Consider the following 21,016-nt stretch of genomic DNA (forward strand, 5'->3'; position numbering starts at 1 on the left):
AGAAAACTCCGCCGGGCCGGGTGCGGAACGGTGAGTAACTTCAGCATCAAGTTAGTCGGGAGGTTGAAAAGGCTCCTTGGTTTTGGAGAGTAATCGGATGGACCCGATTTCCATCGCTTTATCCACCGCTTTGCACATGTCGTAGATCGACAGAGCGGTCGCGGCGACGGCGGTGAGGGCTTCCATTTCGACGCCGGTGGGGCCCACGACGCGGGTGGAGGCGCGAATCACGATGCGATCCCGGGTGCTCGGAAACTCGAATCCAACTTCACAGCCGGTCAGGGCCAGGGGATGGCAAAGCGGAATCCATTCGCCGGTGCGCTTGGCGGCCATGATTCCGGCGAGTCGCGCGGTGGCGAGGACGTTTCCCTTAGCAATCGAGTTGGATTCAATGAGTTCGAGCGTGGCAGGCGAAAGTCGAATCTGGCCTTCGGCCACGGCTTCGCGCGACATCGGGGGTTTGCGCGTAACGTCCACCATGCGGGCTTCGCCGGTGGCATCGAGGTGGGTGAACGTCTTCATGGTGTTGAGGGCGGCTGGGCTGCGGGCGGCGAGGGAGAGGACTCCACTTCCCTTCGCCACTGGGTGAAGGCACGGCGCATTTCGGCCGCGCAGGAGGCCATGGGAGTGACGAACCGGGGCGTGAACCAGGGAAACAGACCCGCCAGATCGTGCATGACCAGAATCTGGCCATCGCAGGCGGTACGGCAGCCAATGCCGAGCGTGGGGATGCTGCAACGGGCGGTGATTTCTTCGGCCACGGGCGGGGTGACCAATTCGAGCACCATGGAAAAAGCGCCCGCTTTCTCCAAGGCTCGCGCGTCTTCGAGCAACGCCTGATGTTCAATTTCCGAGCGGCCTTTGATCTTGTAACCCCCTTCCTCGAGGACGCTTTGCGGAAGCATGCCCAAGTGGCCCATGTAGGGGATGCCTCCTGCAACGATGGCGCGAACGGAATCCACGATGGCTCTTCCTCCCTCGGCTTTGACGGCGGCGGCACCGGCCGCCACGAGGCGCCGCGCGTGAGCGAGCGCGGCGTGGGGAGAATCATAAGTTCCGATTGGAAGATCGGCGACAATCAGTCCGGAGGGGCGCGCGCGGGATACGGCCCGAACGTGATGCTCCATGTCCTCCAACGTCACATGAGTGGTATCGGGATAACCGAGGACCATCATGCCGAGGGAATCGCCGACCAGAATGACCGGAATGCCTGATTCATCCAGCAATCTGGCGGTGGGGTAGTCGTAGGCGGTGAGGGCGGCGATCCTGCGATGGCCTTTCCAACGGCGGATTTCATCGGCGGTGATTTTCGGCGAACTCATGAAAGTTCTTCTGCGGGGTAAGTCCAGATTTCAGCCAGGGTTGGATGGTAGTGGGGAATCGCCGCCAGTTGGGCCGCGGTCAGGTGCTGGGACATCGCCACGACGATCTCATGGATCAGTTCGCCTCCCATCGGCCCCACGCAGCAAGCTCCGACAATCTCGCCATTGGTGGCGTCGGTCAGCAGTTTCACGAATCCGTCGAGGGCGTCCATGATCATCGATTTGCCATGGTCCGAAAAAGGGTAACGGGCGGTGCGAACCGCCATGCCGATCGATTGAGCCTTCGTTTCGGTCATGCCCGTCATGGCCAACGGAGGGTCTGTAAAAACCACGTGGCTGACCAGGCGGTAATCGATCGAGCGCGGACGATCCGGATGCGAGGCATTCCAGGCGGCGATTTCCCCCTGCTGGATGGCGACATTGACGATTTCGAACGGGCCGGTGCAATCACCCGCCGCGAAGATATGCGGTTGGGTGGTCCGCATCTCGGCATTCGTCCTGATCCGGCCCGAGTCGGTGGCCACCTCCGCCCTCTCCAATTCCAGACTTTGGGTGGCGGGCATCCGTCCGAGGGCGAACAGGATCTGCTCGGCTTCCACCCGAACGAGCTTTTCCTCGTGCAAGAATTCCACGAACCGCGCTCCGTCCTGCGTGCGGCCGGCCGATTGCAAGCGGGTGCGGGTATAAACGCGCATTCCCTCCCTTTGAAAAACTTGAAGCAAAACGTCGGCCGCGTCGGGATCGAAATCCTTGAGCAGTTGCGCACTGCGCTGCACCAGCGTCACCTCGACACCCATGCGGGCGAAAAATTGGGCGAATTCCACAGCGACCGCTCCTCCCCCCAGCACGAGGATCGATTTCGGAAGTTTGCGCAGGGCCAGGGCGTCGTCGCTCGTCCAGTACCCCGCCTCCCGAAGCCCGGGCAGGTCCGGCACGGCCTGGGTGCTGCCCGTGGCGATGATGAAGGAGGAGGCGCGAATGACCCTCCCGGAGTCCAACTCAATTTCCGACGGGTTGCGAAAGCGTGCCGCGTGGCGAAGAAAATCGAAGCGTCCATCGGTGAGTTGATCACGGCGATAACGGGCAAAGTCTTCGATCAAGAAATCTTTTCGAGCCATGACCGCCCGGAAATTGGGCGGGCCGGCTTTGCCTCGCACGCCCCACAAGGGCGATTTGCGCACGAGGTGCTGCACTTCGGCGGCCTGAAGCAACGCTTTGGTGGGCATGCAACCGCGCAGGATGCACAATCCGCCGACCTCCGCCGCTCCTTCCACCACGGCCACCTTCCGGCCCTGGGCATAAGCGGTGCGGGCGGCGGCGTAACCCGCGCTGCCTCCACCCAGCACGACGACGTCATAGAAGTCGGTGCGATCCACACTCGGCATTATCGCCGCCCGCAGGCCGGAGGCCAACAGAATATGCACTCACCAAGGCCTCCGGGTTGCAGGCATGAGTTGTTGGCAGAGTCGTGCGGTCTGCGAGCCGGTGACGCAGCCGCGGAGCGCGACGGTGCTGAAAGGCAGTCGCAGCAGACCGAGCAGAATCACTTCGTTGTTGGGGGACGATTGCCCAGGGCAACCACGGCGTGCATGCGGATCTCCCGAGGTGTCCATGCACCTCGGTTCCGGGAGGGCGGCGTTCCACCGCCGTCCCACGTTTTCAGAGGGTGATCAAGATGGGCTGCGGTGGAACGCAGCCCTCCCGGCGTGGTTCCTCGTCCCAATGCGAGTCCAAGATGGGAGGTGACGATTCTTCAACCTCATGACTAACTTCACCATCAAGAAAGTCGGGAGGTTCAATACCCCGCCGCCGCGCTATCCGGGGCACGGCGATCGGCGGCGCACTCGAGGACGTTGTTGGTGGAGACGGCGATGACCTGCGCGGCGCCTTGCGATCCCACGAATTCAAGACGGTGTCCGCGGGATTTCAGTAGAGCCAGTGTGTCGGGGCTGAAACCGTCCCGCTCCAGATAAAACTTGTCGGGCAGCCATTGATGATGAAAACGGGCGGCATCCACTGCCTCCTGCGCATTGAGTCCAAAGTCAATGATGTGAATCAAGGTTCCCAAAACGGTGCTGATGATGGTGCGCCCGCCCGGACTTCCCGTCGCGAGCACGGTTTTCCTATTCTGCACGACAAGGGTGGGACTCATGCTCGAGAGCATGCGCTTGCCCGGGGCGGCCAGATTGGGCCGGGTGCCGATGGATCCTTGGCTTCGGGTTAAGCCCGGACCGGGATTGAAATCTCCCATCTCGTTGTTGAGCAAAAAGCCGGCTCCGGGAACCACGATCATCGACCCGTAGCTTTGCTCAATCGTGTAGGTGAGTGCGACCGCGTTGCGATCGCGATCCAGCACCGACACATGGGTGGTGTCGAGGCTTTCACCGGTCCATTCCTTGCGAGCCGGATCGGAGATGGCGGCGACCTCGTCACGGATCGTGGAGCGCAACGTTGCGGCGTACGCCTTGGAAAGCAGCCGATCGAGAGGCATGCCAGGATTGGATTCAGGGTCCCCCAGGTGCTGGGCGCGCTCGGCAAAGGCGCGTCGCAAGGCCTCCGCGGTCCAGTGAAGGGTTTGGGCGGATCCGCGCCCCGCGCCCTTGAGGTTGTAACCTTCAAGAATGTTGAGAGCCAGGGCGAGGGTGACGCCGGCGGAACTGGGCGGTGGCATCGAGTAGATCTCGAAGTCTCGATACTCGATGCGGATGGGATCTCGTCGAATGGCCCTGTAGTGGGCCAGGTCTTGATGTGTGATCAGCCCTCCGTGACGGCGCATTTCACTCACAATGAGATCGGCGGTCTTGCCCTGGTAAAATCCAGGCGGGCCCTGGCGGGCAATGCGGTCCAACGTGCGGGCGAGATCTGGCTGCTTGAGTGTTTCGCCCGGTTGAAAGGGCTGTCCTCGCCGGGAGAATTGGGCGACGGAGGCGGGATAGGGAGCCATGTTGGTGAGCACGCTGCGCAGAGAGCCGGCGAGCCAGGGGGAAACGGTGAAGCCTTCCCGGGCGAGGCGTGCCGCGGGGATGAGCAGATGTTTCCAGGGCAATCGGCCGTGATCTTCCCAAGCAAGATGGAGCCCGGACACCGTGCCGGGAACTCCTGCGGAGGCGTGGCCCCTGTGATGGATCTTTTCGTCGTAGCGTCCGTTGACGAGGAACATGCCCTCGTGGCTGGAGGCGGGGGCCATTTCGCGGAAGTCGTAGGCCACAGGAGATCCTGAGGCAGGGCGGTAAAGAAGGAATCCACCGCCTCCAATATTGCCGGCCGCAGGATGAGTTACCGCCAGGGCAAAAGCAGTGGCGACCGCCGCGTCGATGGCGTTGCCACCTGACTTGAGGATTTCGGCTCCGACCTGCGAGGCGATGCGATCCTGTGAGACCACCGCGCCATGTAAGAATGGTTGAGGCTTCGAGGACGCCTGGAGGTGGATGGCAACGACGAAACACCCCAGTCCAAGCAAGGTTCGAGTGGATGTCATGGTGAACGGCAATGCCCAATGGATCGAATCAACCTCGAGATTTCCAGAGGTAGGCGACAGAAGCGTTGCCGGCAAAAACCTTGGCGAGCGCCGCTGTTCCCTTGCCTTGAAACCAGGTGTGGATGACGGACTGAACCGTGCTGCAAGGGGCAAAGCGTTCACTCACGGGCCAGTTGCTTCCGTAAATCAGCCGATCCGATCCGAAGGAGTTCCACACATGGCTGAGGACGCGATCATAGAACTGGGCGTCGGACGGCGCCTGGCCGTTGGAACGTCCTGTGCCTTCCACGAGGCCCGAGGCTTTGCAAAACACATTCTCGTGCTCGGAAGCGCGGGAGATCCCATCCACCCACCCGGCGGGCGGTGGCTCGCTCGTGATGGGAACATTCGACACATGATCGACGATGATGCGTAGCCGGGGATGCCGGGACGCGAGTTGAGCTACAAACGGGAGGTCTCCAGGGCCGATGAGAAGGTCGAGTGAAAGATTGCGCGAGGCGAGCTGCCTGAAGTGGGCGGCGGAGGAGGGGTCCGATAGCGATTTCTTGAGGCGGTCCGTGCCGATGCGAATGCCGCGAAACAGAGGATTACGGGAGAATCGCTTGAGATGGGCTGGGAAGGTGGGGTCTCCGACCGGAAGGTTCCCCACGAGTCCGACGATGAAGGGATCCTCGGCGGCGAGGTCGAGGATCCATTGATTGTCCTCGATCCACGGACTGGCTTCGACCACCACGGTGCCGGCGACAGGCTGGGGCAGGGGGAGGGCCTTGTAATGTCGGGGGAGTACGGTGCGATAAAGGAACGGATCGAGTTTGGACGGCCAGGGAACACCCTCTGAACGGCTCGGATCGTAGAAGTGGGTATGCGTATCGATGATGACCAAAGGATCCGAGGGGTGGATGACTCGCGAGGCGGGTGTAGGCTTGGTCCGGCATCCGGCCGCGAGAGCGGTCAAGGCGGCGGTCTGCAGGAATTTCCGGCGAGATTGTGGGGAGGTGTGGATCATGAATCGTAGGAGGCAGCGTAGTGGACGAGTGGGGAAATGGAAAGGACAAGGCGGCGATTCCGCGGCTCCGCCGTGTATCCCGATGTTGTTGGTAGGGCGGGCCTGTCCCAGCCCGCCGCCCACGGGATGCAAAACATCATGCTCCGGCGGCGCGCCGGGACGGACGCGCCCTCCCTGCATCACCGGCAACATCGGGATGCACGGGCGGCTCCGTGGGGGTGCATCCGCGGGTTGTCGATGATCCGCGCTGGCGACACCGCCGCGCTCCGGTGCAAAATGAGAACGCCTGGCGCGTTCGAGGAGGTTGGTTTGGTGTGAGGGAGGAACGATCTTGTTTCTGGCCTGCCCTGTGGTTGGAGAAGTTAGGCGCGGGCGGAATTTGCGCGACGGGGAAGCGTCGTGAACGGCGCGGTTCGGAGGGTTGGGCGAGGTTCTATCCCTCGTCCCGACCCCGATCGGACTTGAGGACACACCGATGACTCCGCTCGGATCAGCTCGTTGCCTCGGTTGCATGGCCCAACGAGGGCAAGGGTCTGGTTCGAATGCCAAGACAGTCCCTGGCAAAGCCAAGTTCTGCGGAGCTTCCGCAGCGCGACGGGTGCATCGTTCGACACGCCGTGAACGAGGGTTTCCGAGGCGCATGCTCAGGCATCCAGTCCCAAGTGGGAACCCTTCACGGCAACGCCTTAAGGAAAGGAATTCTATGTCTCGATACATCGCTCTGCTCAAGTTCACCGCGCAAGGGGCCAAGAACATGAAGAAATCGACTTCCCGCGCTCATGCCTTCGACAAGCTTGCCGCCCGGTCTGGCGTGAAAGTCGAGGGACAATACTGGACGATGGGACGCTACGACGGCGTTCTGATCCTGAAGGCCGATCACGAGCAGAAGATTCTGCGACTCCTGGCCGGGCTTGCCGAGTTGGGCTACGTGCGGACGGAAACGATGCGCGCCTTCATCGACAAGGAGTTTGAAAGCCTGGTCGTTTGACCGAAGCCTTCAGTCGATTTCATGGCGGGGAGGCAGACCGCCAGGGGACACCGAAGGTTCAGAAGCGGAGGCCTGGCTTCCCAAAGTCTTTGCGGTAACGCTCGAGCAACATTTCCGGATCGTTGGGCAGCAAGTAAAGCCGTCCCTTGAGACGGCGACGTTCTCCAGGGCCGAGGCCGCCGACGTGGGGATCGCTGTGGATGCACACGACCACACCTTGGAACAGGTGTTGAGTCCGGTTCCATGCCGTGGCCAGAACCCAATTGCCGTCGGCGGAGACGCAGCCCATGAGTCCGTTCCCTGGCACCACCGCGCTGATGGGTCGAGGATTGACATCGTTGGTGTGGATCAAAGGCGGAACATAAACCTGACCGCCGCGGTAGAGCGCTGCGACCGTTTGCGGGAGCCGATCGAGCCAGGCGCGTCCGCGTTGATCATAGATGAAGCAACGCGCGGTGTAATTGGACTGGGCCAGCCCGGTGAATCGATCGACGCGAATGCACGGTTCACACCATTCGAGATCCACCGCCTGGCTCCCGCGATTGCGCAAGACGATGTCGAACTTCACCTCTCCCACTCCGGCCTCGATCGATTCCTCCACCCAAACGTCAGGTTCGACTCGGGTTCGCAAGCGGATCTTCTGGCCATCCTTGCTCCGGCTCAGCAGCTCCGTTCGATGGGGAATGGTGGTGTCCTGCCAGCGGCGGTGGGTGGAGCCTTTGCGGCAAAAGGCTTCCCACCAGAGGATTCGCACGGGGCCACCCGGGAGCCTGGGCGCCGAGACTTGGAGATAGTTCTTGTCCCAGTCGAGCGTGATGGAGCCGATGGCGCCGCGAGTTGAAGCGGCCGAAGCATTCCCAAGTCCGCAACCTGCCACCCCCAGGGCGAGAAGCCAAAGTTTCACGATTGTCGCGCGCATGGTTATTCTTTGATTTTTCCGGGCCGGACAGGCTTGGCCGGCGCGGGTCCGCATTGGGCTTCATGCCGCAAGGCGTGATCCACCAAGACCAAGGCCGCCATCGCTTCCACCATGGGCACGGCACGAGGGAGCACGCAGGGATCATGCCGGCCTTTGCCTTTCAGGCTCGCGTTGCGGCCCTGGACATCGACCGTCCACTGTTCGTGCATGACGGTGGCCACGGGTTTGAAGGCGACGCGGAAATAGATCGTGGCCCCGTTGCTGATCCCGCCCTGGATGCCGCCGGAACGGTTGGAGAGGGTGATCACTTTGCCGCCACGGTTGCGGAACAAGTCGTTGTGCTTCAGGCCGGTTAACGCCAGTCCGTTGAAGCCGGAACCCACATCAAATCCTTTCGAAGCCGGCAAACTCAACATCGCCTTCGCCAGGTCCGCTTCCAGCCTGTCGAAGACGGGTTCGCCCCATCCGGGAGGCACGCCTCGGATGGCGCAGCCGACGATCCCCCCCACCGTGTCGCCTGCGGATCGCACTCGCTCGATCAGGCGGATCATGCGGGGAGCCACGCGAGAGTCGGGACAGCGGACGATATTGGATTCCACGTCCATCGCCTGCACGGTTTCCGGATCGATGCGGGCCGAAATGGACTGGACTTGGGAGACGTAACCCACGATTTGGACGCCGTATCGTTCACGCAGGATTTTCCGGGCGACGGCCCCGCCGGCCACGCGTCCGATGGTTTCGCGCGCGCTGGTGCGACCGCCTCCCTGCCAGTTACGGATCCCGTATTTGGCTTGGTAAGTGTAGTCCGCGTGGGAAGGCCGGAATTTCACGGCCATTTCATCGTAGGCGGAGGATCGGGCGTCCTTGTTTTTCACCAGCATGGAAATGGGCGTGCCCAGGGTTTTTCCTTCGAACACCCCTGAGAGGATCTCGACTTGGTCGGCCTCGTTCCGCGGCGTGACGATGCGGGATTGGCCGGGACGCCGGCGATCCAGGTCCGGTTGGATGTCGGCTTCGCTCAACGACAGCCGGGGAGGGCATCCATCCACGACCACACCGACGCCGCCGCCGTGGGATTCACCCCAGGTGGTGATGCGGAAGAGATGTCCAAAGGTGTTGCCCATGGGCGGATCATGGTGGAAAACACGGGGCGAGGTCAAACGAGTGCGAGGCCTACTTTTCGGGAGGGAGGGAATCGGAGCGGGTTTGGACGGCGGGGCGCGGGTTGCGCATCGAGGGTTCACGTGTAGATTCCGAAGTTGCCACCCTCCCGCGCATCCTCTATACACCCCCCTCAGCACTGCATGTTTTCAAGGACTGCCAAGGCGCGGGGGATGGCTCTGACCCTGAAGTGGGACTTCCCTGAGTCGCTCGATTTCACAAAAGGGGTTGGTTTGAGGGCCGTGGGCCTGGCGGGGCTATTCCTGGCCTTCTTGCTTTCCGTGGTTCCGGCGAGAGCCGCCCTGCAGTTCGATGTTTTTGCGGGCTTCGATGAGACCATTCGTGAAGGGAATTGGTTCCCGGTTACTTTTGAAGTCTTCAATGATGGACCGTCGTTCAATGGGGTCATCGAACTTTCGACCGCGCAAGCCGGCTCGGGACAAATGCGCCGGGTGGCGGTGGAATTGCCGACCCATACCCGCAAGCGTATCGTGCTCCCGGTTTTTGCACAGACACGGTTTGCGACGTGGGACGCCAAGCTGCTGGACGAAAAGGGCAATCTGCGCGCCGACAAGCAGAACATCCGCTTTTCGAGCACGGTTGCGGCTTCGGCTTTTCTGCTTGCCTCCATTCCCAAGTCGCAGGCGGGGCGCCCGGAATTTCCCCGCACTTCCGCCAACGCGAATGATCGCGCGCCGAAGGTGGTCCGCCTCACGAGCGAGTTGTTGCCGGACAACCCCATTGCGATGGAAGGCATGCAGGCCCTCTACCTGTCGAGTGAGCGGGCGGTGGAGCTGAAGGGACCGCAAATCACGGCGCTCATCACGTGGGTTTACCAAGGAGGACATCTCCTGGTCGGGGTCGAGCAAGCGGCGGATCTGGCGGGCGCGCCCTGGCTGCGCCGGTTATCTCCGATCGAGCTCACGGGCTCCGCCCAATTGAAGCTCAACGGCGCTTTCAATCAATGGATCCGCTCCTCATCCTCTGATCCTGAACCGCGGATCCGCCGTTCGGGTGGTCGCCGCAATGCGCTGGGGCCTGAGGGTGATTCCGCCTTTTCGGGCCCTGCTCCCAGTGCTGACGATGGGGCGTTCGACCTAGCGGAGATGGTTTTTGCAACCGGGAAGCTCGCGGCCGGCGCGGAAAGCCTGCTGGCGGTGGGAAGTGTTCCCGCGGTGGCGAGCATGACCCGCGGACGCGGATCGGTGACCCTTTTGACGTTCAGTCCGGACCGCGAGCCCTTTCGGTCCTGGTCCAATCGCGCCTGGTTTTGGAGCCGGCTCGCCGGGTTGCCGAATGCTTTGTTTGCCCCCAACGCCGAGCATGTTTTCGCGAGCCTGGGTTCGGACGGCATCTTCGGCGCCATGCTCGACAGCCGTCAGGTGCGCAAGCTGCCTGTGGAGTGGCTGCTTTTGCTGCTCGTGGTGTATCTGGTGGTGATCGGACCGTTGGATCAGTATTGGTTGAAAAAGATCAACAAGCAGATGTGGACGTGGGTGACCTTTCCCGCCTACGTCGCGTTCTTTTCCGTTCTGATTTATTTCATTGCCGCCAAGCTGCGTGCGGGCGACATGGAGTTCAACGAGCTTCACGTGGTGGATGCGGTGCCGCACGGTGAGAAGTCGGACCTGCGCGGGCGTTCCTTTGCGTCGCTTTATTCCCCGGTGAACGCGCAGTATCCGGTCTCGGCGACCAACCACGGATTCGCCTCGGTGCGGGGAGAGTTTCATGGCGGGTGGGGTGGTGGCGCGGATAGTTCGCGTTTGACCCTGGATCAGAAGGGCAACGGCAGCATGGCGGAGCTCTTCGTGCCGGTTTGGACCAGCCAACTCTTTGTGCATGAGTGGCTGCTTCAGGGCGAATCCGCGGTCACGATCCATTTTGCCGGGACAGTGAATTCGAAGGTCGCGACCCTCCGCAATCACCTGAACCGGGATCTTGCGCATGTGCATGTTGCCTATCGCGGCCGCCTCTATACGGTGGGCGCGGTGCCGGCCGGTCAGTCGGTGACTACGACGCTGGGTGCCCAGTCAGGTCAGTCGCTGGTGGATTTCGTGTCGCAGAATGGCGGCGTTTTTCCAGGCGTGGTGCAAGGGCGGCGGCAGGCGTTCGGACGCGAGTCGGCCCGTCTCGACAGCAATCCCCAGCCTGTGATTGCCGCTTCTTTTGGCCGGTCGCTCGAGTCTGGCGCTGGAGGCCAGCAATTCGGAGGAACCGGGGGATTTGTTTTCCCGGAAGGATTTGAACTTACGGATGACGTTGCCCGGGGGGACGCCGTGGTCTTCGCCTGGGTGCCCGATTACTCTCCGGTGGAGAAGATCCACCGCTTTGAACCGAAGCGTTCCCAACGAAACACGATGTTCCGCATGATCATTTCCACGGGCGAGCCCTGAACCGACTATGCCGAATTTGAAAGACATTCCCCTGGACAAACCCGCCGTGCAAACGTTCGGCTTGAGCCGGACGTATGGGGCGATGACCGCGTTGAGCGCCCTGGATCTCACGGTGAATCGAGGCGATTTGTTTGGATTCATCGGGTCCAACGGCGCGGGCAAGACCACCACGCTTCGCATCCTCGCCACTTTTCTGGCTCCCTCCAGCGGACGCGCCGAGGTGTTCGGCCACGACGTGGTGCGGGACGCGGACTCGGTGCGGCACGTGATCGGATACATGCCCGACTTTTTTGGCGTCTACAAGGACATGGAGGTCACAGAATACCTGGATTTCTTCGGAGCCTGTTACCGGATTCCTTCCGCCCAGCGCGAAAAGACCGTCAAGGATGTCCTCGAATTGGTGGGGCTCAGCGAGAAGCAAGGCGCGCTCATCGGGGCTCTCAGCCGCGGCATGCAGCAGCGGCTTGGGCTGGCCCGGGTGCTGATTCATGATCCCCATCTGTTGTTGCTCGATGAGCCGGCCAGCGGCCTTGATCCGCGGGCGCGCATCGAGATGATGGCCATCTTGCAAGAACTTCAACGGCTGGGGAAAACCATCATCATCAGCTCGCATATTCTCAGCGAACTGCAGACGCTCTGCAATCGCGTGGCCATCATCGAGAAGGGCAAGCTCATCTACGCGGGGCCGGTGCAGCGGGTCCGCGATCAAATGGCGCCCGGCAGGATGGTCTGGGTGAAGGTATCGAGCGAGGCGGAGCAGGCCCTGGCCTTGCTGAAAGGTTGCCCGGACGTGACGGCGACGGAGACCGTGGACGGCCGGATCAAGGTGACTTTGAAGGATCACGACACCGATCCGAGTTGTGTCGCGGAATCCCTGGTCAGGGGAGGGGCGCGTTTGATCGAGCTGCGAGAGGACGAGCTGGGTCTTGAGGAAGTGTTCCTTCGCGTCACCCGGGGCGAAACGCAATAGCCATCGGTCGAACCCCGGTTGCGTCCGGGAGTGAGTCGAGGAATGCGCATGCTGGGGACTTGGCGACTGGGCTACCCGCCCTTGAGTTGAAAATGTTGAAGACCTCGACTTGGGCCGATTCAGGGATCACATCGGAGTTGCTCGAGGCATTCTTGTGCCTGGGTATTCAGTCTGGGCTGGCTGTGGTCGCCTTTGGGTTGGCGAAGCGATGGCTTGAGGCTGCGGCGCTGCAAGTCGCGTTTGGAGTCGCGGCCTGATTGTCCCCGTCATGCGCGCCCTGCCTGTCGTCGATCGCGAGCTGAGAATTGCCGCCCGGAGACGCGGGACGTATTGGTCCCGTTCGGGTGCCGCTCTCATTTCCACAGGCATTCTGGCCTTCATCGCGCTGAGTGGCCTTGTGAACGGGGTGCCCCTCGAGCTTCAAGGCCGGGAGATTTTTCGGGCCGTCAGCGGATTCGCGTTTCTTTACGCGCTCTTGTCGGGACTGCGTTGCACGGCCGACTCGTTGAGCGAGGAAAAGCGGGAAGGAACCCTGGGGTTGCTCTTCCTGACCGATCTGAGGGGTTACGACATCGTGCTTGGGAAATTCGTGGCGGGATCCATCGATGCGGCGCTGGGTCTGGCCAGCATGATCCCGGTAATGGCGGTCGCCTGGTTACTTGGGGGCGTTTCCAAAACCGAGTTCGGTCTCATGACCATCACCTTGATCAACACGTTGTTTTGGTCGCTGGCGGCCGGACTTTTTGTGTCCGCGATCAACCGGCAGGAGCGCAAAGCGATGGCCGGGACGGTCCTCATTCTGCTCCTGCAATCCCTGGGTCCGTTTACCCTCGGCTACTATTACCTCGCGCTCAGCGAGCAGATGGGCCGGACTTACTCCATCGACTGGATGTTCCTCACGCCCAGTCCTTATCAGAGTTACCGGCTGACTCGGGACACGATGACGGGTTGGACGGGGCAGATGTATTGGGCCACGACTGGATTTGTGCATGGGACGGCCTGGCTCTTTTTGACGGTGGCGGCTTTTTATGCTCCTTCCTCGGGCCGATTGCGCCCCGCTTCGGCGTCCATGGAGCGCCTGCAAGCGTTGTGGAAAGACTGGTCGCAGGGGTCCGGCGCCTTGCGCAGGCTGCATCGCTCGCGATTGCTGGAGATGAATCCCTACGCCTGGCTGGTTTGCCGCGACCGGCTTAAACTCACCCTGGTGTGGATGATGCTGGGAGGGCTCGGTGTCGTGTGGTTTTGGGCCTATCTGCGTTTTCCGGAGATGATGCTCGATGATGACGCGGTGCTGCTGGTCATGTTCATTGCGCATGGCTTGGTGAAGTGGTGGGTCTGTTCCGAGGTGTGCAGCCGGTCGGTGGAGGACCAGCGCAGCGGTGCGCTTGAACTTTTGCTCTGCACCCCGGTCTCCAGCCGGTCGATGGTGTCGGGCATGGGATGGGCGGTGATCCGCCAGTTTGGTGTTCCCCTGGCCGTGATCGTGGTTTGCGATGTGGTCCTTCTTTATTTCATGCAACTGCGCGGCGGCGGCGCCTACACGTTTCTTTACTTCGGCTGGAGTCCCGCTCCCTTTTGCCGGGCGGCGTTGTTTCTCCTCCCGCTTGACCTTTGGGCGATCACCTGGGTGGCCATGCGCAAGGGGTTCCTTTCGAAATCCGTCAATCGGGCCATGGGCATCACGGTGTTTCGAATTCTGTTCTTGCCGTATGTCATCAGCCTGGTGGTGTATTACGCAGTTTTTGCGGGCTTGCATGGATCGCTTTTCGGCCGGCGCAGCTGGGTCATTTTGTGGAGCCAGACCGGCCCGTATGATGTTTGGGTGATTACCTGCGCGCTGGTCGCGTTGATTTCGGGATGGCGGGCACGGAGGGGATTGGCTTCCGTGATTCACCAAGCATCTCTGGCCCGCTACGATCGTCTCAAGGAACAGGCATGACCGTTCTCCCCATCGTCGAGCGCGAACTGAGGTTGATTTCCCGGCGGCGATCCACCTTTCAATTGCGGATAGGAGCGGCGGTGGTGGCCGCGCTGGGCTGCGCGTGGATTTTTGCGGGCATGGCTGACGGCATGACGCCGGCTCGATTGGGACATTCCATGTTCGTTTTCCTCACCACGGTGTCCTTTCTGTATTGCCTCTTCGCCGGGGTCCATTCCACGGCCGACTGCCTGAGCCAGGAGAAGCGGGAGGGAACGCTTGGGCTGCTTTTTCTGACGGATCTTCGAGGGCATGACGTGGTGTTGGGCAAGTTGGCGTCCACATCGCTCACCCTCGCCTATGGTTTGCTGGCGTGTTTCCCGATCCTCTCCTTGCCCTTGTTGCTGGGCGGCATGAGCGCCGGCCAGTTTTGGAGAGTGGCACTGGCGTTGCTTTGCACCTTGTCCATGTCGCTTGCCGCAGGGATCTTCGCCTCGACGTACTCGTGGCAGGGCCGGCGGGCGGCCATGCTCGCGATGGGTTGGCTGCTCGTTTTGAGCACGGTGCCTCTCATGGCGATGGCGGCAACGTCGCCAGGGGCCAACCCGGTGTTTGAACCTCTCGGGTTCCTGCTGGCCTTGAGTCCGAGCTTCGCGACCATGGCGGCGTTCGACACATTCTATGCGAATTGGAGCACGTCTTACTGGATCGCTGTCGCGTCGCAATTGGGTTTGAGCGGAGCGGCCTTGCTTGCCGCCAGCCTCGCGGTTCCCCATCGGTGGCAGGACCGCCCGGAAACGGTTCGTTCCCAAAGCTGGCGTGAGCGTTGGAAAGCGTGGAAACTGGGCAACCATCGGCAGCGGGCCGAGTTTCGCAGCAAACTCTTGGATCGAAACCCTTTCTTCTGGCTTTCCTCCCGCGAACGGCTGGGTCCGGCTTGGGTTTGGGGATATTTGGGGCTGGTGGCCTGCGGGTGGGTCTGGGGAGCGTTGGCTGTGGGTGAAGATTGGTTTGATCCCGCGACCTATGTGACCACGGGTTTGTTGCTCTGTTTGTCGCTCAAGGTCTGGATTGGATCCGAGGCAGCGCGACGATTTGCGGACGATCGGGCGGCCGGGGCGCTCGAACTCTTGTTTTCAACTCCGATGACAGCTCGAGAAGTCATCCAGGGTCATTTCATGGCGATGAGGCGTCAATTCTTGGCGCCGGTCATTCTGACGACGTTGTTATGCGTCCTTTTCTGGACTGTTTCGGCGGCCACCGAAGCGGGCTCCGCAGGCTGGGGCTGGGAGGGTTTGATGATTGCCGGCTACCTGGCTTTGTTCCTGTTCGACACGCACACTCTGACTTGGACCGGATTCTGGCAGGGGCTCGTGTCCAGGAGGACAAACTGGGCGGGTTTCTACACACTGTTCTTCGTGATGGTGGTGCCCACACTTCTTTTCATCCTCTTGAGTTTGGTGCTGGCTCTCATGAAATTCGTGTGGATGGTTTTGTTCAGCGGTCCGGCCTTGAGTTTCGGCGGATGGTTCATGCCGGTCGGATACTTTGCGATTTGTTTTGCCACCAACGCCTGCTTGATCTCTGTCAGCCGCACCCGGTTACTGCGGAGGTTGCGGGAGATTGCGGCCCATGATTTCGGTTATGCGGTGCCGCCCATGGATCCGCCTGGGGAACGTCCAGCGGGGACTTCAGCAGCGGTGCCTCCCCGTCTCGTTTGAGCCCCGCTATGCAATCCTTGCCCATCGTCCAGCGTGAGTTGCTGGTTCTGGCCCGGAGGCGAGCAACTTACTGGAATCGGTTTTCGATGGGTCTCACGGTTTCGGGACTTTTGATCTGGATGATGACGGTCTTCATAAAGACCCAGCCCCCGGCGATGGTTGGCCGGCAGCTCTTCATGGTCATGGTCATGGTGCTTTTCGGATCGGCGCTCTTCTCGGGAGTTAAGAATGCCTCGGACAGTTTGTGCGCGGAAAAGCGGGAGGGAACACTTGGATTCCTCTTTCTCACGGACTTGAGCGGCTGGGATGTCGTCCTGGGCAAGTTGGCGGCTACCGGCATGAACGCAGTTTACATGTTGCTGGCGAGTTGTCCCATTCTGGCGCTGATCAGTCTAATGGGGGGGATTGGCTTGGTCGAGATTGCCGGTTCCGCCGTGCTTTTGGCCAACACGCTGTTCCTCTCTCATTGCGTGGGGCTGCTCGTTTCCACCCTCCTGCGAAGCGAGAGAGCCTGCGCGTCCCTGACGGCGGGAATCATGCTGGCCCTTTGTGCTTATCCGGCTCTGATTGCAGCCGTCGTTTACCTTTTGACCGAAAAGTCCATGGATGCGCCGCCTTGGCCTTACTTGGCTCCCTGGTATCCTTTCACCAAAGTGGGAGGAGGCTTTATGACCGGGCTCAAAGCATGGGATCTGCTCACGAGCGTGCTCTGGACACAAGCCTTCGCCTGGACCTGCCTCAGCCTTGCGGCTTGGCGTGCTCCTCGTTGCTGGCAGGAGTTCGGCACCCAGAAGGCTTCGAAAGAGGCCAAAGCGCGAACGGTTTCCGCATCCGGCTTTTTGCTTCGCGCCAAGCGCCTGGTTCCCAATCCCGTCTTTTGGCTGGCGATGCGCAAGTCGCACGGGCACTGGATTCTCTGGCTGATGCTGGCGACGGCGGCTGGTATTTGGAGCTACGGAATTTACCGGTACGGACAGGACTGGCGCAATCCCCCTGCGTATGCCTTTACCGCGCTTGTGCTGCACTTGATTTTCAAACTTTGGGTCGCGAGCGAATCAGGAACCATGATTTACCGTGACCGGCAAAGCGGCGCTCTCGAACTGATCACCGGGACTTCTTTACCCCTCACGGCGATTATCCATGGCCAGCAGCGCGCGATTTGGAAACAGATGCGAGGCCCCCTGGCAGTTCTGCTCCTCTTCGATGCCTGGGTTGTCGTGGATGGAGTCCATCTCCTTCGTAGGACATCCGAGGAAGTCACATTCTGGATTGCGTCTGCGGCGATCTTCCTCGGCACCTTCTTGCTGGATCTTGCCACACTGACCTGGGTGAGTCTCTGGACGAGCCTCAATGCCACGAAGGTGAATCAAGGGCCATCGAAGGCGTTTTTTGGGGTGGTGGGTTTGCCCGCCGGCACTTACATCGGCTTGTTCGTTCTCCTTGCGATGAACAATTTCTTTGGCTTCGGAACGGGAAGTGCCGATCGCGTTTGGATCCTTATTCTCTTTTTGCTGTGGCCTCTATCCTTCACGGTCTGGGATGTCATCCTCATTCGACGCTCCCGCCGATTGATCCTGCAACACTTGAGGGAGAAAGCCTCGGAGCGAGCGCCTGTTTCTTCGGACGTTCTCGAGCGGTTTTGGAAATGGTGCACGGCCCGGTCGGGGCCGGAGAAGCATGGTTGGTCGTGAGCCGACGGGGCGCTTCAGAGCACGATTTCGGTGCCGACCCCGGCGTCGGTGAATATCTCGATCAGCATGGCGTGCTGCAGTCGCCCGTCCACGAACGAGACTTTGTTCACACCATGGCGCACGGCTTTCACCGCGCTGTTGACCTTGGGGATCATGCCTTTGTCGATGACTCCGGCGGCTCTCAATCCCTCCACTTCGCGGGTTTCAAGATGGGAGATGACCGTGCTGGCATCCTTTGGATCCTGCATCAGTCCTGGCACGTCACTCAAATACACCAGGCGCCTTGCATTCAGCGCAATGGCCACTTCGGCGGCGGCGACATCCGCGTTGCAGTTGTAGATAAGTCCATCCTCGCCTCTCGCCGTCGGGCTGATCACCGGCGTGATGCCCCGCGCAATGCAGTCCAAAAGCGGGCGAGTGTTGACGGAGGTCACTTCGCCCACGTAACCGAGATCGACGGGCTGGCCGTCGGTGCCCATCGATTGCAGTTTGCGGCAAGTGAAGATGTCGGGACCCGCAAAGCCTTGCGCTTCGCCTCCGAGATCGTTGATGGCTTGCACGACTTCAGGGTTGATTTCCCGTGAAAGCACACGGTCCACCACCTCGACGGTCGCCTCGTCCGTGACGCGCTGGCCTTGAATGAAGCGGGCTTGGAGTCCGGCGGATTCCATGGCGCGGGTGATGGCCTTCCCGCCGCCATGCACGACCACGGGGTTGATCTCCACAGCCTCGAGGAAGACGATGTCCCTGGCGACGCCAAAACGCACCGAAGGATCCGGCGAATCCATGAAACTTCCGCCGTACTTCACCACGAAGGTTGCGTGGCTGAATTTCTGAATATAGGGCAATGCCTCAAGCAGCGTTGCGGCCTTCTGAATCAGCGTTTCCATGGTCGGGAGGAGTTGCTTTAACCACCCAGGGAAGCGGGATCGCCCACGTCTCCCTTGTTGAAATCCACATACTCTTCGGTCAAATCCGCCGCGTAGAGCACGGCGCTGCCCGCCCCCAGATTGAGGCGCACATGGAGGTCGAATTCTTTGGGGCTCACGGCGGCGCATTGCGCCTTGAAGGAGGTTTTCGTCGGCTGGCCCCGCCGCAACGTCCACAGGATCTTTTTGCTCCCCGGGGTGCTGTAGCCGATGTCCACTTTTTCCTCGACCACCCGGGCCGGGGAGTATCCGAGAGCGTCGATGATGCGGCCCCAGTTGGGATCTCCACCATGCCAACTGGTCTTGACCAGTGCGCTGTTGCCGATGGACCGCGCGGCGGCATCGGCCTCGCGATGGGAGTCTGCACCGTGGATGCGGACGGTGACCACGCGATGGACGCCTTCCCCGTCGCGCACGATCATGAGGGCGAGTTCGAGGCAGACACGCTGGAGCGCCGCCGAGAATACCCGGTAGGCGGATGAGCGGGATTTCAAATCAGCCTGGGTGACGGAGCGAGCTCCCGCCGCTCCATTGGCCAGGACGAGCACGGTGTCATTCGTGCTCATGTCGCCGTCCACGGTAATCCGGTTGAAGCTCAACGCCACGGCTTCGTTCAGGGCGGCTTGCAGCACGCTGGCTTCGACTGTGGCATCCGTGGTCAGGAACGCCAGCATGGTGGCGTGAAGGCCTTGTGGTTGGGAGGCGGGGTGCTTGCCGTCCGGCGACATGCCGGGTTGAATCATGCCGGCTCCCTTGCAAATGCCGCCGAGGCGAACGATTTTTCCGCCCAGGCTGAATTCGACGGCGGCTTGCTTGGGTCGGGAATCGCTCGTCATGATGGCTTCCGCCGTTTGATCGGCGTGCGGGATATCATGGCCGAGGGATTGGCTGGCGGCGGCGATGCCACGCTCGACGTTCTGCATGGGGAGTGGCACACCGATGCGCCCGGTTGATGCCACCAACACTTTCGCGGCGTCCAAGCCCAGCAGGCCGGCGGCGAGGCCCGCCATGCGGTCGGCATCTTTCAAGCCACGGCGGCCGGTGCAGGCGTTGGCGTTGCCCGAATTGACGACGATGGCTTGCGCATGGCCGGCCTTGACCTTGGGGATGCAGACTTTCACAGGCGCGGCGCAGACTTGATTGGTGGTGAAAAGTCCGGCGGCGGTGGCGGGCTTTTGTGAAACGATGAGGCCGAGGTCGAGTTTGCGGCCCTTGTTCGAGCCTTTGCCGGTACCCAGCCGTTTGATATCGCAGAAGACTCCCGACGACTGAAAACCTTGGGGCGCGACGATGGAGCCGGGAATGGATTTGAGCTTGAATGACATGTCGAATAGGGGCCGCGATCCCGCGAGATTCTTGAGGCGTCGTCGCAGGCCTGACGGCGCAGAAACGACAGCAACTTCTTGTGGCGCTGTCAATGGAGGCGTCGGATTGCTGATCTCCGGACAAGGAAGTTTTAGCCCGCCTATTTCATGCACGGGACGCCCGGTGAGGACACCGGGCCTGCAATCACAGAGGTCGTCGCGATGGTAGGCCGCGTGCCCTCCTGCGGCGCACTGTCGCGGATTCAAGCTCAGTATGAAGTCTCCGGATCTTCACCGCCCGGCCGCAGGGTGATCAAACTGAACCCTTTGCCTTGTGCCCGGACGGGATTTAGCATCGGTCTGTGATTCGCAACATCATCTTTGATTGGTCAGGCACGTTGGTGGATGACTTGCCGGCTGTTTGGCACACCAGCAACGCGTTGCTGGAACTTGCCGGGCGTCCGCGCATGAGTTTGGAACAGTTTCGCGACGAGTTTGAACTTCCGTTCACGAAGTTTTACGACCGGCACACGTCGCACATTTCCCTGCCTCAGCTCGAGGCCTGGTTTCACGCCGAATTCCCCAAGCACCAGCATTCGGTGGTGGAACTGCCCCACGCTCGATCATTGCTCGAGGCGTGCCGGAGCCGTGGCATTCGCACCTTGCTTCTCAGCAGCATTCATCCCGTCCAATATGCCGAACAATCGCGGCGACTCGGGATCGGTGCGCTGCTGGATCATGCCTACGTGGGAGTGCGGGACAAGATGGCCAGGATCCATGAACTTATTCGTGATCACGCTCTGGATCCGGGCGGTACGGTGTTCGTGGGCGATATGCAGCATGACATTGAAACCGCCCGGCATGGTGGCATGCGTTCAATCGCGGTCTTGACGGGGTACAACAAGCGTCCCCAACTCGAAGCTGCCTCGCCGGATCTCCTGGTCGAGGATCTCCGCGCGCTCCACGAGCGGCTCGAAGCCGCGGATTTTCGGTCGCTTTAGTGTGCTCTTCATGAATTGGGTGGGCATCTGTTGCGCCGCTTGGGCGGTTCTGGCTCGGCGCGACGAGGGAGCCTACCCGCCAGCGGTTTGTGACCGAGGAGCAACAACGCCAGAACTGCCCAAGCGGCGCAACCCTTCGGGCGGCGAGTCTTTCGGCCGTGGGCTTCGTTGCTCCTCAGTCACGTATCTCTGCGGATAGGCTCCTTCGTCGCGCC

General features: G+C 61.2%; 16 protein-coding genes. 7 read left to right on the plus strand and 9 right to left on the minus strand.

Features of this window, described 5'->3' with window-relative positions:
- Nucleotides 1-51 precede the first annotated feature (51 nt).
- The 5 genes from moaC to FJ404_09585 all read right to left on the minus strand — a co-directional run bounded on the left by moaC (nucleotide 52) and on the right by FJ404_09585 (nucleotide 6,562).
- A complete protein-coding gene (moaC, locus tag FJ404_09565; protein MBM3823117.1) occupies nucleotides 52-522 on the minus strand; it encodes a cyclic pyranopterin monophosphate synthase MoaC in 471 nt (156 codons plus the stop codon).
- On the minus strand, nucleotides 519-1,322 hold the full coding sequence (gene panB, locus FJ404_09570; protein MBM3823118.1) for a 3-methyl-2-oxobutanoate hydroxymethyltransferase: 804 nt from the start codon (nucleotides 1,320-1,322) through the stop codon (nucleotides 519-521). Before panB ends, moaC begins: the two co-directional genes overlap by 4 nt.
- Complete coding sequence (locus FJ404_09575) at nucleotides 1,319-2,707, minus strand: NAD(P)/FAD-dependent oxidoreductase (protein MBM3823119.1); 1,389 nt, start codon at nucleotides 2,705-2,707, stop codon at nucleotides 1,319-1,321. The genes panB and FJ404_09575 overlap by 4 nt, the downstream gene beginning before the upstream one ends.
- A 410-nt stretch (nucleotides 2,708-3,117) precedes the next feature.
- Nucleotides 3,118-4,800, minus strand: coding sequence for a gamma-glutamyltransferase (gene ggt / locus FJ404_09580; protein MBM3823120.1), 1,683 nt, complete (start codon nucleotides 4,798-4,800; stop codon nucleotides 3,118-3,120).
- Nucleotides 4,801-4,828: 28 nt separating this feature from the next.
- The gene (locus FJ404_09585; GenBank protein ID MBM3823121.1) at nucleotides 4,829-6,562 is read right to left on the minus strand and encodes a twin-arginine translocation signal domain-containing protein; all 1,734 of its coding nucleotides are present in this window, start codon (nucleotides 6,560-6,562) and stop codon (nucleotides 4,829-4,831) included.
- On the opposite strand from FJ404_09585, the gene FJ404_09590 reads away from it, so the two are divergent.
- Entirely contained in the window at nucleotides 6,282-6,794 is a 513-nt protein-coding gene (locus FJ404_09590; GenBank protein MBM3823122.1) for a GYD domain-containing protein, read from the plus strand. The genes FJ404_09585 and FJ404_09590 overlap by 281 nt on opposite strands.
- A 58-nt stretch (nucleotides 6,795-6,852) precedes the next feature.
- On the opposite strand, the gene FJ404_09595 is transcribed toward FJ404_09590, so the two are convergent.
- Nucleotides 6,853-7,698, minus strand: a complete 846-nt coding sequence (locus FJ404_09595; protein MBM3823123.1) for a hypothetical protein — start codon at nucleotides 7,696-7,698, stop codon at nucleotides 6,853-6,855.
- 17 nt (nucleotides 7,699-7,715) lie between these two features.
- A complete protein-coding gene (gene aroC, locus FJ404_09600) occupies nucleotides 7,716-8,837 on the minus strand; it encodes a chorismate synthase (protein MBM3823124.1) in 1,122 nt (373 codons plus the stop codon).
- Nucleotides 8,838-9,047: 210 nt separating this feature from the next.
- Between aroC and FJ404_09605 the strand changes: the two genes are divergently transcribed.
- The 5 genes from FJ404_09605 (at nucleotide 9,048) to FJ404_09625 (ending at nucleotide 17,567) form a co-directional block, all read left to right on the plus strand.
- Complete coding sequence (locus FJ404_09605) at nucleotides 9,048-11,267, plus strand: hypothetical protein (GenBank protein ID MBM3823125.1); 2,220 nt, start codon at nucleotides 9,048-9,050, stop codon at nucleotides 11,265-11,267.
- A 7-nt stretch (nucleotides 11,268-11,274) separates the two neighbouring features.
- On the plus strand, nucleotides 11,275-12,237 hold the full coding sequence (locus FJ404_09610) for an ABC transporter ATP-binding protein (GenBank protein ID MBM3823126.1): 963 nt from the start codon (nucleotides 11,275-11,277) through the stop codon (nucleotides 12,235-12,237).
- A 268-nt stretch (nucleotides 12,238-12,505) separates the two neighbouring features.
- Nucleotides 12,506-14,176, plus strand: a complete 1,671-nt coding sequence (locus tag FJ404_09615; GenBank protein ID MBM3823127.1) for a hypothetical protein — start codon at nucleotides 12,506-12,508, stop codon at nucleotides 14,174-14,176.
- Nucleotides 14,173-15,876, plus strand: coding sequence for an ABC transporter permease (locus FJ404_09620; protein MBM3823128.1), 1,704 nt, complete (start codon nucleotides 14,173-14,175; stop codon nucleotides 15,874-15,876). The genes FJ404_09615 and FJ404_09620 overlap by 4 nt, the downstream gene beginning before the upstream one ends.
- Nucleotides 15,877-15,884: 8 nt before the next feature.
- Nucleotides 15,885-17,567 (plus strand): hypothetical protein, encoded by a 1,683-nt coding sequence (locus tag FJ404_09625; protein MBM3823129.1) that lies wholly within the window; start codon nucleotides 15,885-15,887, stop codon nucleotides 17,565-17,567.
- A 14-nt stretch (nucleotides 17,568-17,581) separates the two neighbouring features.
- Here the strand turns inward: FJ404_09625 and argB are convergent, their stop codons facing one another.
- Nucleotides 17,582-18,457 (minus strand): acetylglutamate kinase, encoded by an 876-nt coding sequence (gene argB, locus FJ404_09630; GenBank protein MBM3823130.1) that lies wholly within the window; start codon nucleotides 18,455-18,457, stop codon nucleotides 17,582-17,584.
- Nucleotides 18,458-18,474: 17 nt separating this feature from the next.
- On the minus strand, nucleotides 18,475-19,821 hold the full coding sequence (gene argJ / locus FJ404_09635; protein ID MBM3823131.1) for a bifunctional glutamate N-acetyltransferase/amino-acid acetyltransferase ArgJ: 1,347 nt from the start codon (nucleotides 19,819-19,821) through the stop codon (nucleotides 18,475-18,477).
- A gap of 341 nt (nucleotides 19,822-20,162) precedes the next feature.
- On the opposite strand from argJ, the gene FJ404_09640 reads away from it, so the two are divergent.
- Nucleotides 20,163-20,801, plus strand: a complete 639-nt coding sequence (locus tag FJ404_09640) for an HAD family hydrolase (protein ID MBM3823132.1) — start codon at nucleotides 20,163-20,165, stop codon at nucleotides 20,799-20,801.
- The last annotated feature ends 215 nt before the right edge of the window (nucleotides 20,802-21,016 follow it).

The sequence above is a fragment of the Verrucomicrobiota bacterium genome, assembly GCA_016871495.1.
GTDB lineage: Bacteria > Verrucomicrobiota > Verrucomicrobiia > Limisphaerales > VHDF01 > VHDF01.

Excerpts from the sequence above, each read along its gene's own strand:
- moaC (MBM3823117.1), bottom strand. The coding sequence starts at position 522 with ATGAAGACGTTCACCCACCTCGATGCCACCGGCGAAGCCCGCATGGTG.
- panB (MBM3823118.1), bottom strand. The coding sequence starts at position 1,322 with ATGAGTTCGCCGAAAATCACCGCCGATGAAATCCGCCGTTGGAAAGGC.
- FJ404_09575 (MBM3823119.1), bottom strand. The coding sequence starts at position 2,707 with ATGCCGAGTGTGGATCGCACCGACTTCTATGACGTCGTCGTGCTGGGT.
- ggt (MBM3823120.1), bottom strand. The coding sequence starts at position 4,800 with ATGACATCCACTCGAACCTTGCTTGGACTGGGGTGTTTCGTCGTTGCC.
- FJ404_09590 (MBM3823122.1), top strand. The coding sequence starts at position 6,282 with ATGACTCCGCTCGGATCAGCTCGTTGCCTCGGTTGCATGGCCCAACGA.
- FJ404_09585 (MBM3823121.1), bottom strand. The coding sequence starts at position 6,562 with ATGTTCTTGGCCCCTTGCGCGGTGAACTTGAGCAGAGCGATGTATCGA.
- aroC (MBM3823124.1), bottom strand. The coding sequence starts at position 8,837 with ATGGGCAACACCTTTGGACATCTCTTCCGCATCACCACCTGGGGTGAA.
- FJ404_09605 (MBM3823125.1), top strand. The coding sequence starts at position 9,048 with ATGGCTCTGACCCTGAAGTGGGACTTCCCTGAGTCGCTCGATTTCACA.
- FJ404_09610 (MBM3823126.1), top strand. The coding sequence starts at position 11,275 with ATGCCGAATTTGAAAGACATTCCCCTGGACAAACCCGCCGTGCAAACG.
- FJ404_09615 (MBM3823127.1), top strand. The coding sequence starts at position 12,506 with ATGCGCGCCCTGCCTGTCGTCGATCGCGAGCTGAGAATTGCCGCCCGG.
- FJ404_09620 (MBM3823128.1), top strand. The coding sequence starts at position 14,173 with ATGACCGTTCTCCCCATCGTCGAGCGCGAACTGAGGTTGATTTCCCGG.
- FJ404_09625 (MBM3823129.1), top strand. The coding sequence starts at position 15,885 with ATGCAATCCTTGCCCATCGTCCAGCGTGAGTTGCTGGTTCTGGCCCGG.
- argB (MBM3823130.1), bottom strand. The coding sequence starts at position 18,457 with ATGGAAACGCTGATTCAGAAGGCCGCAACGCTGCTTGAGGCATTGCCC.
- argJ (MBM3823131.1), bottom strand. The coding sequence starts at position 19,821 with ATGTCATTCAAGCTCAAATCCATTCCCGGCTCCATCGTCGCGCCCCAA.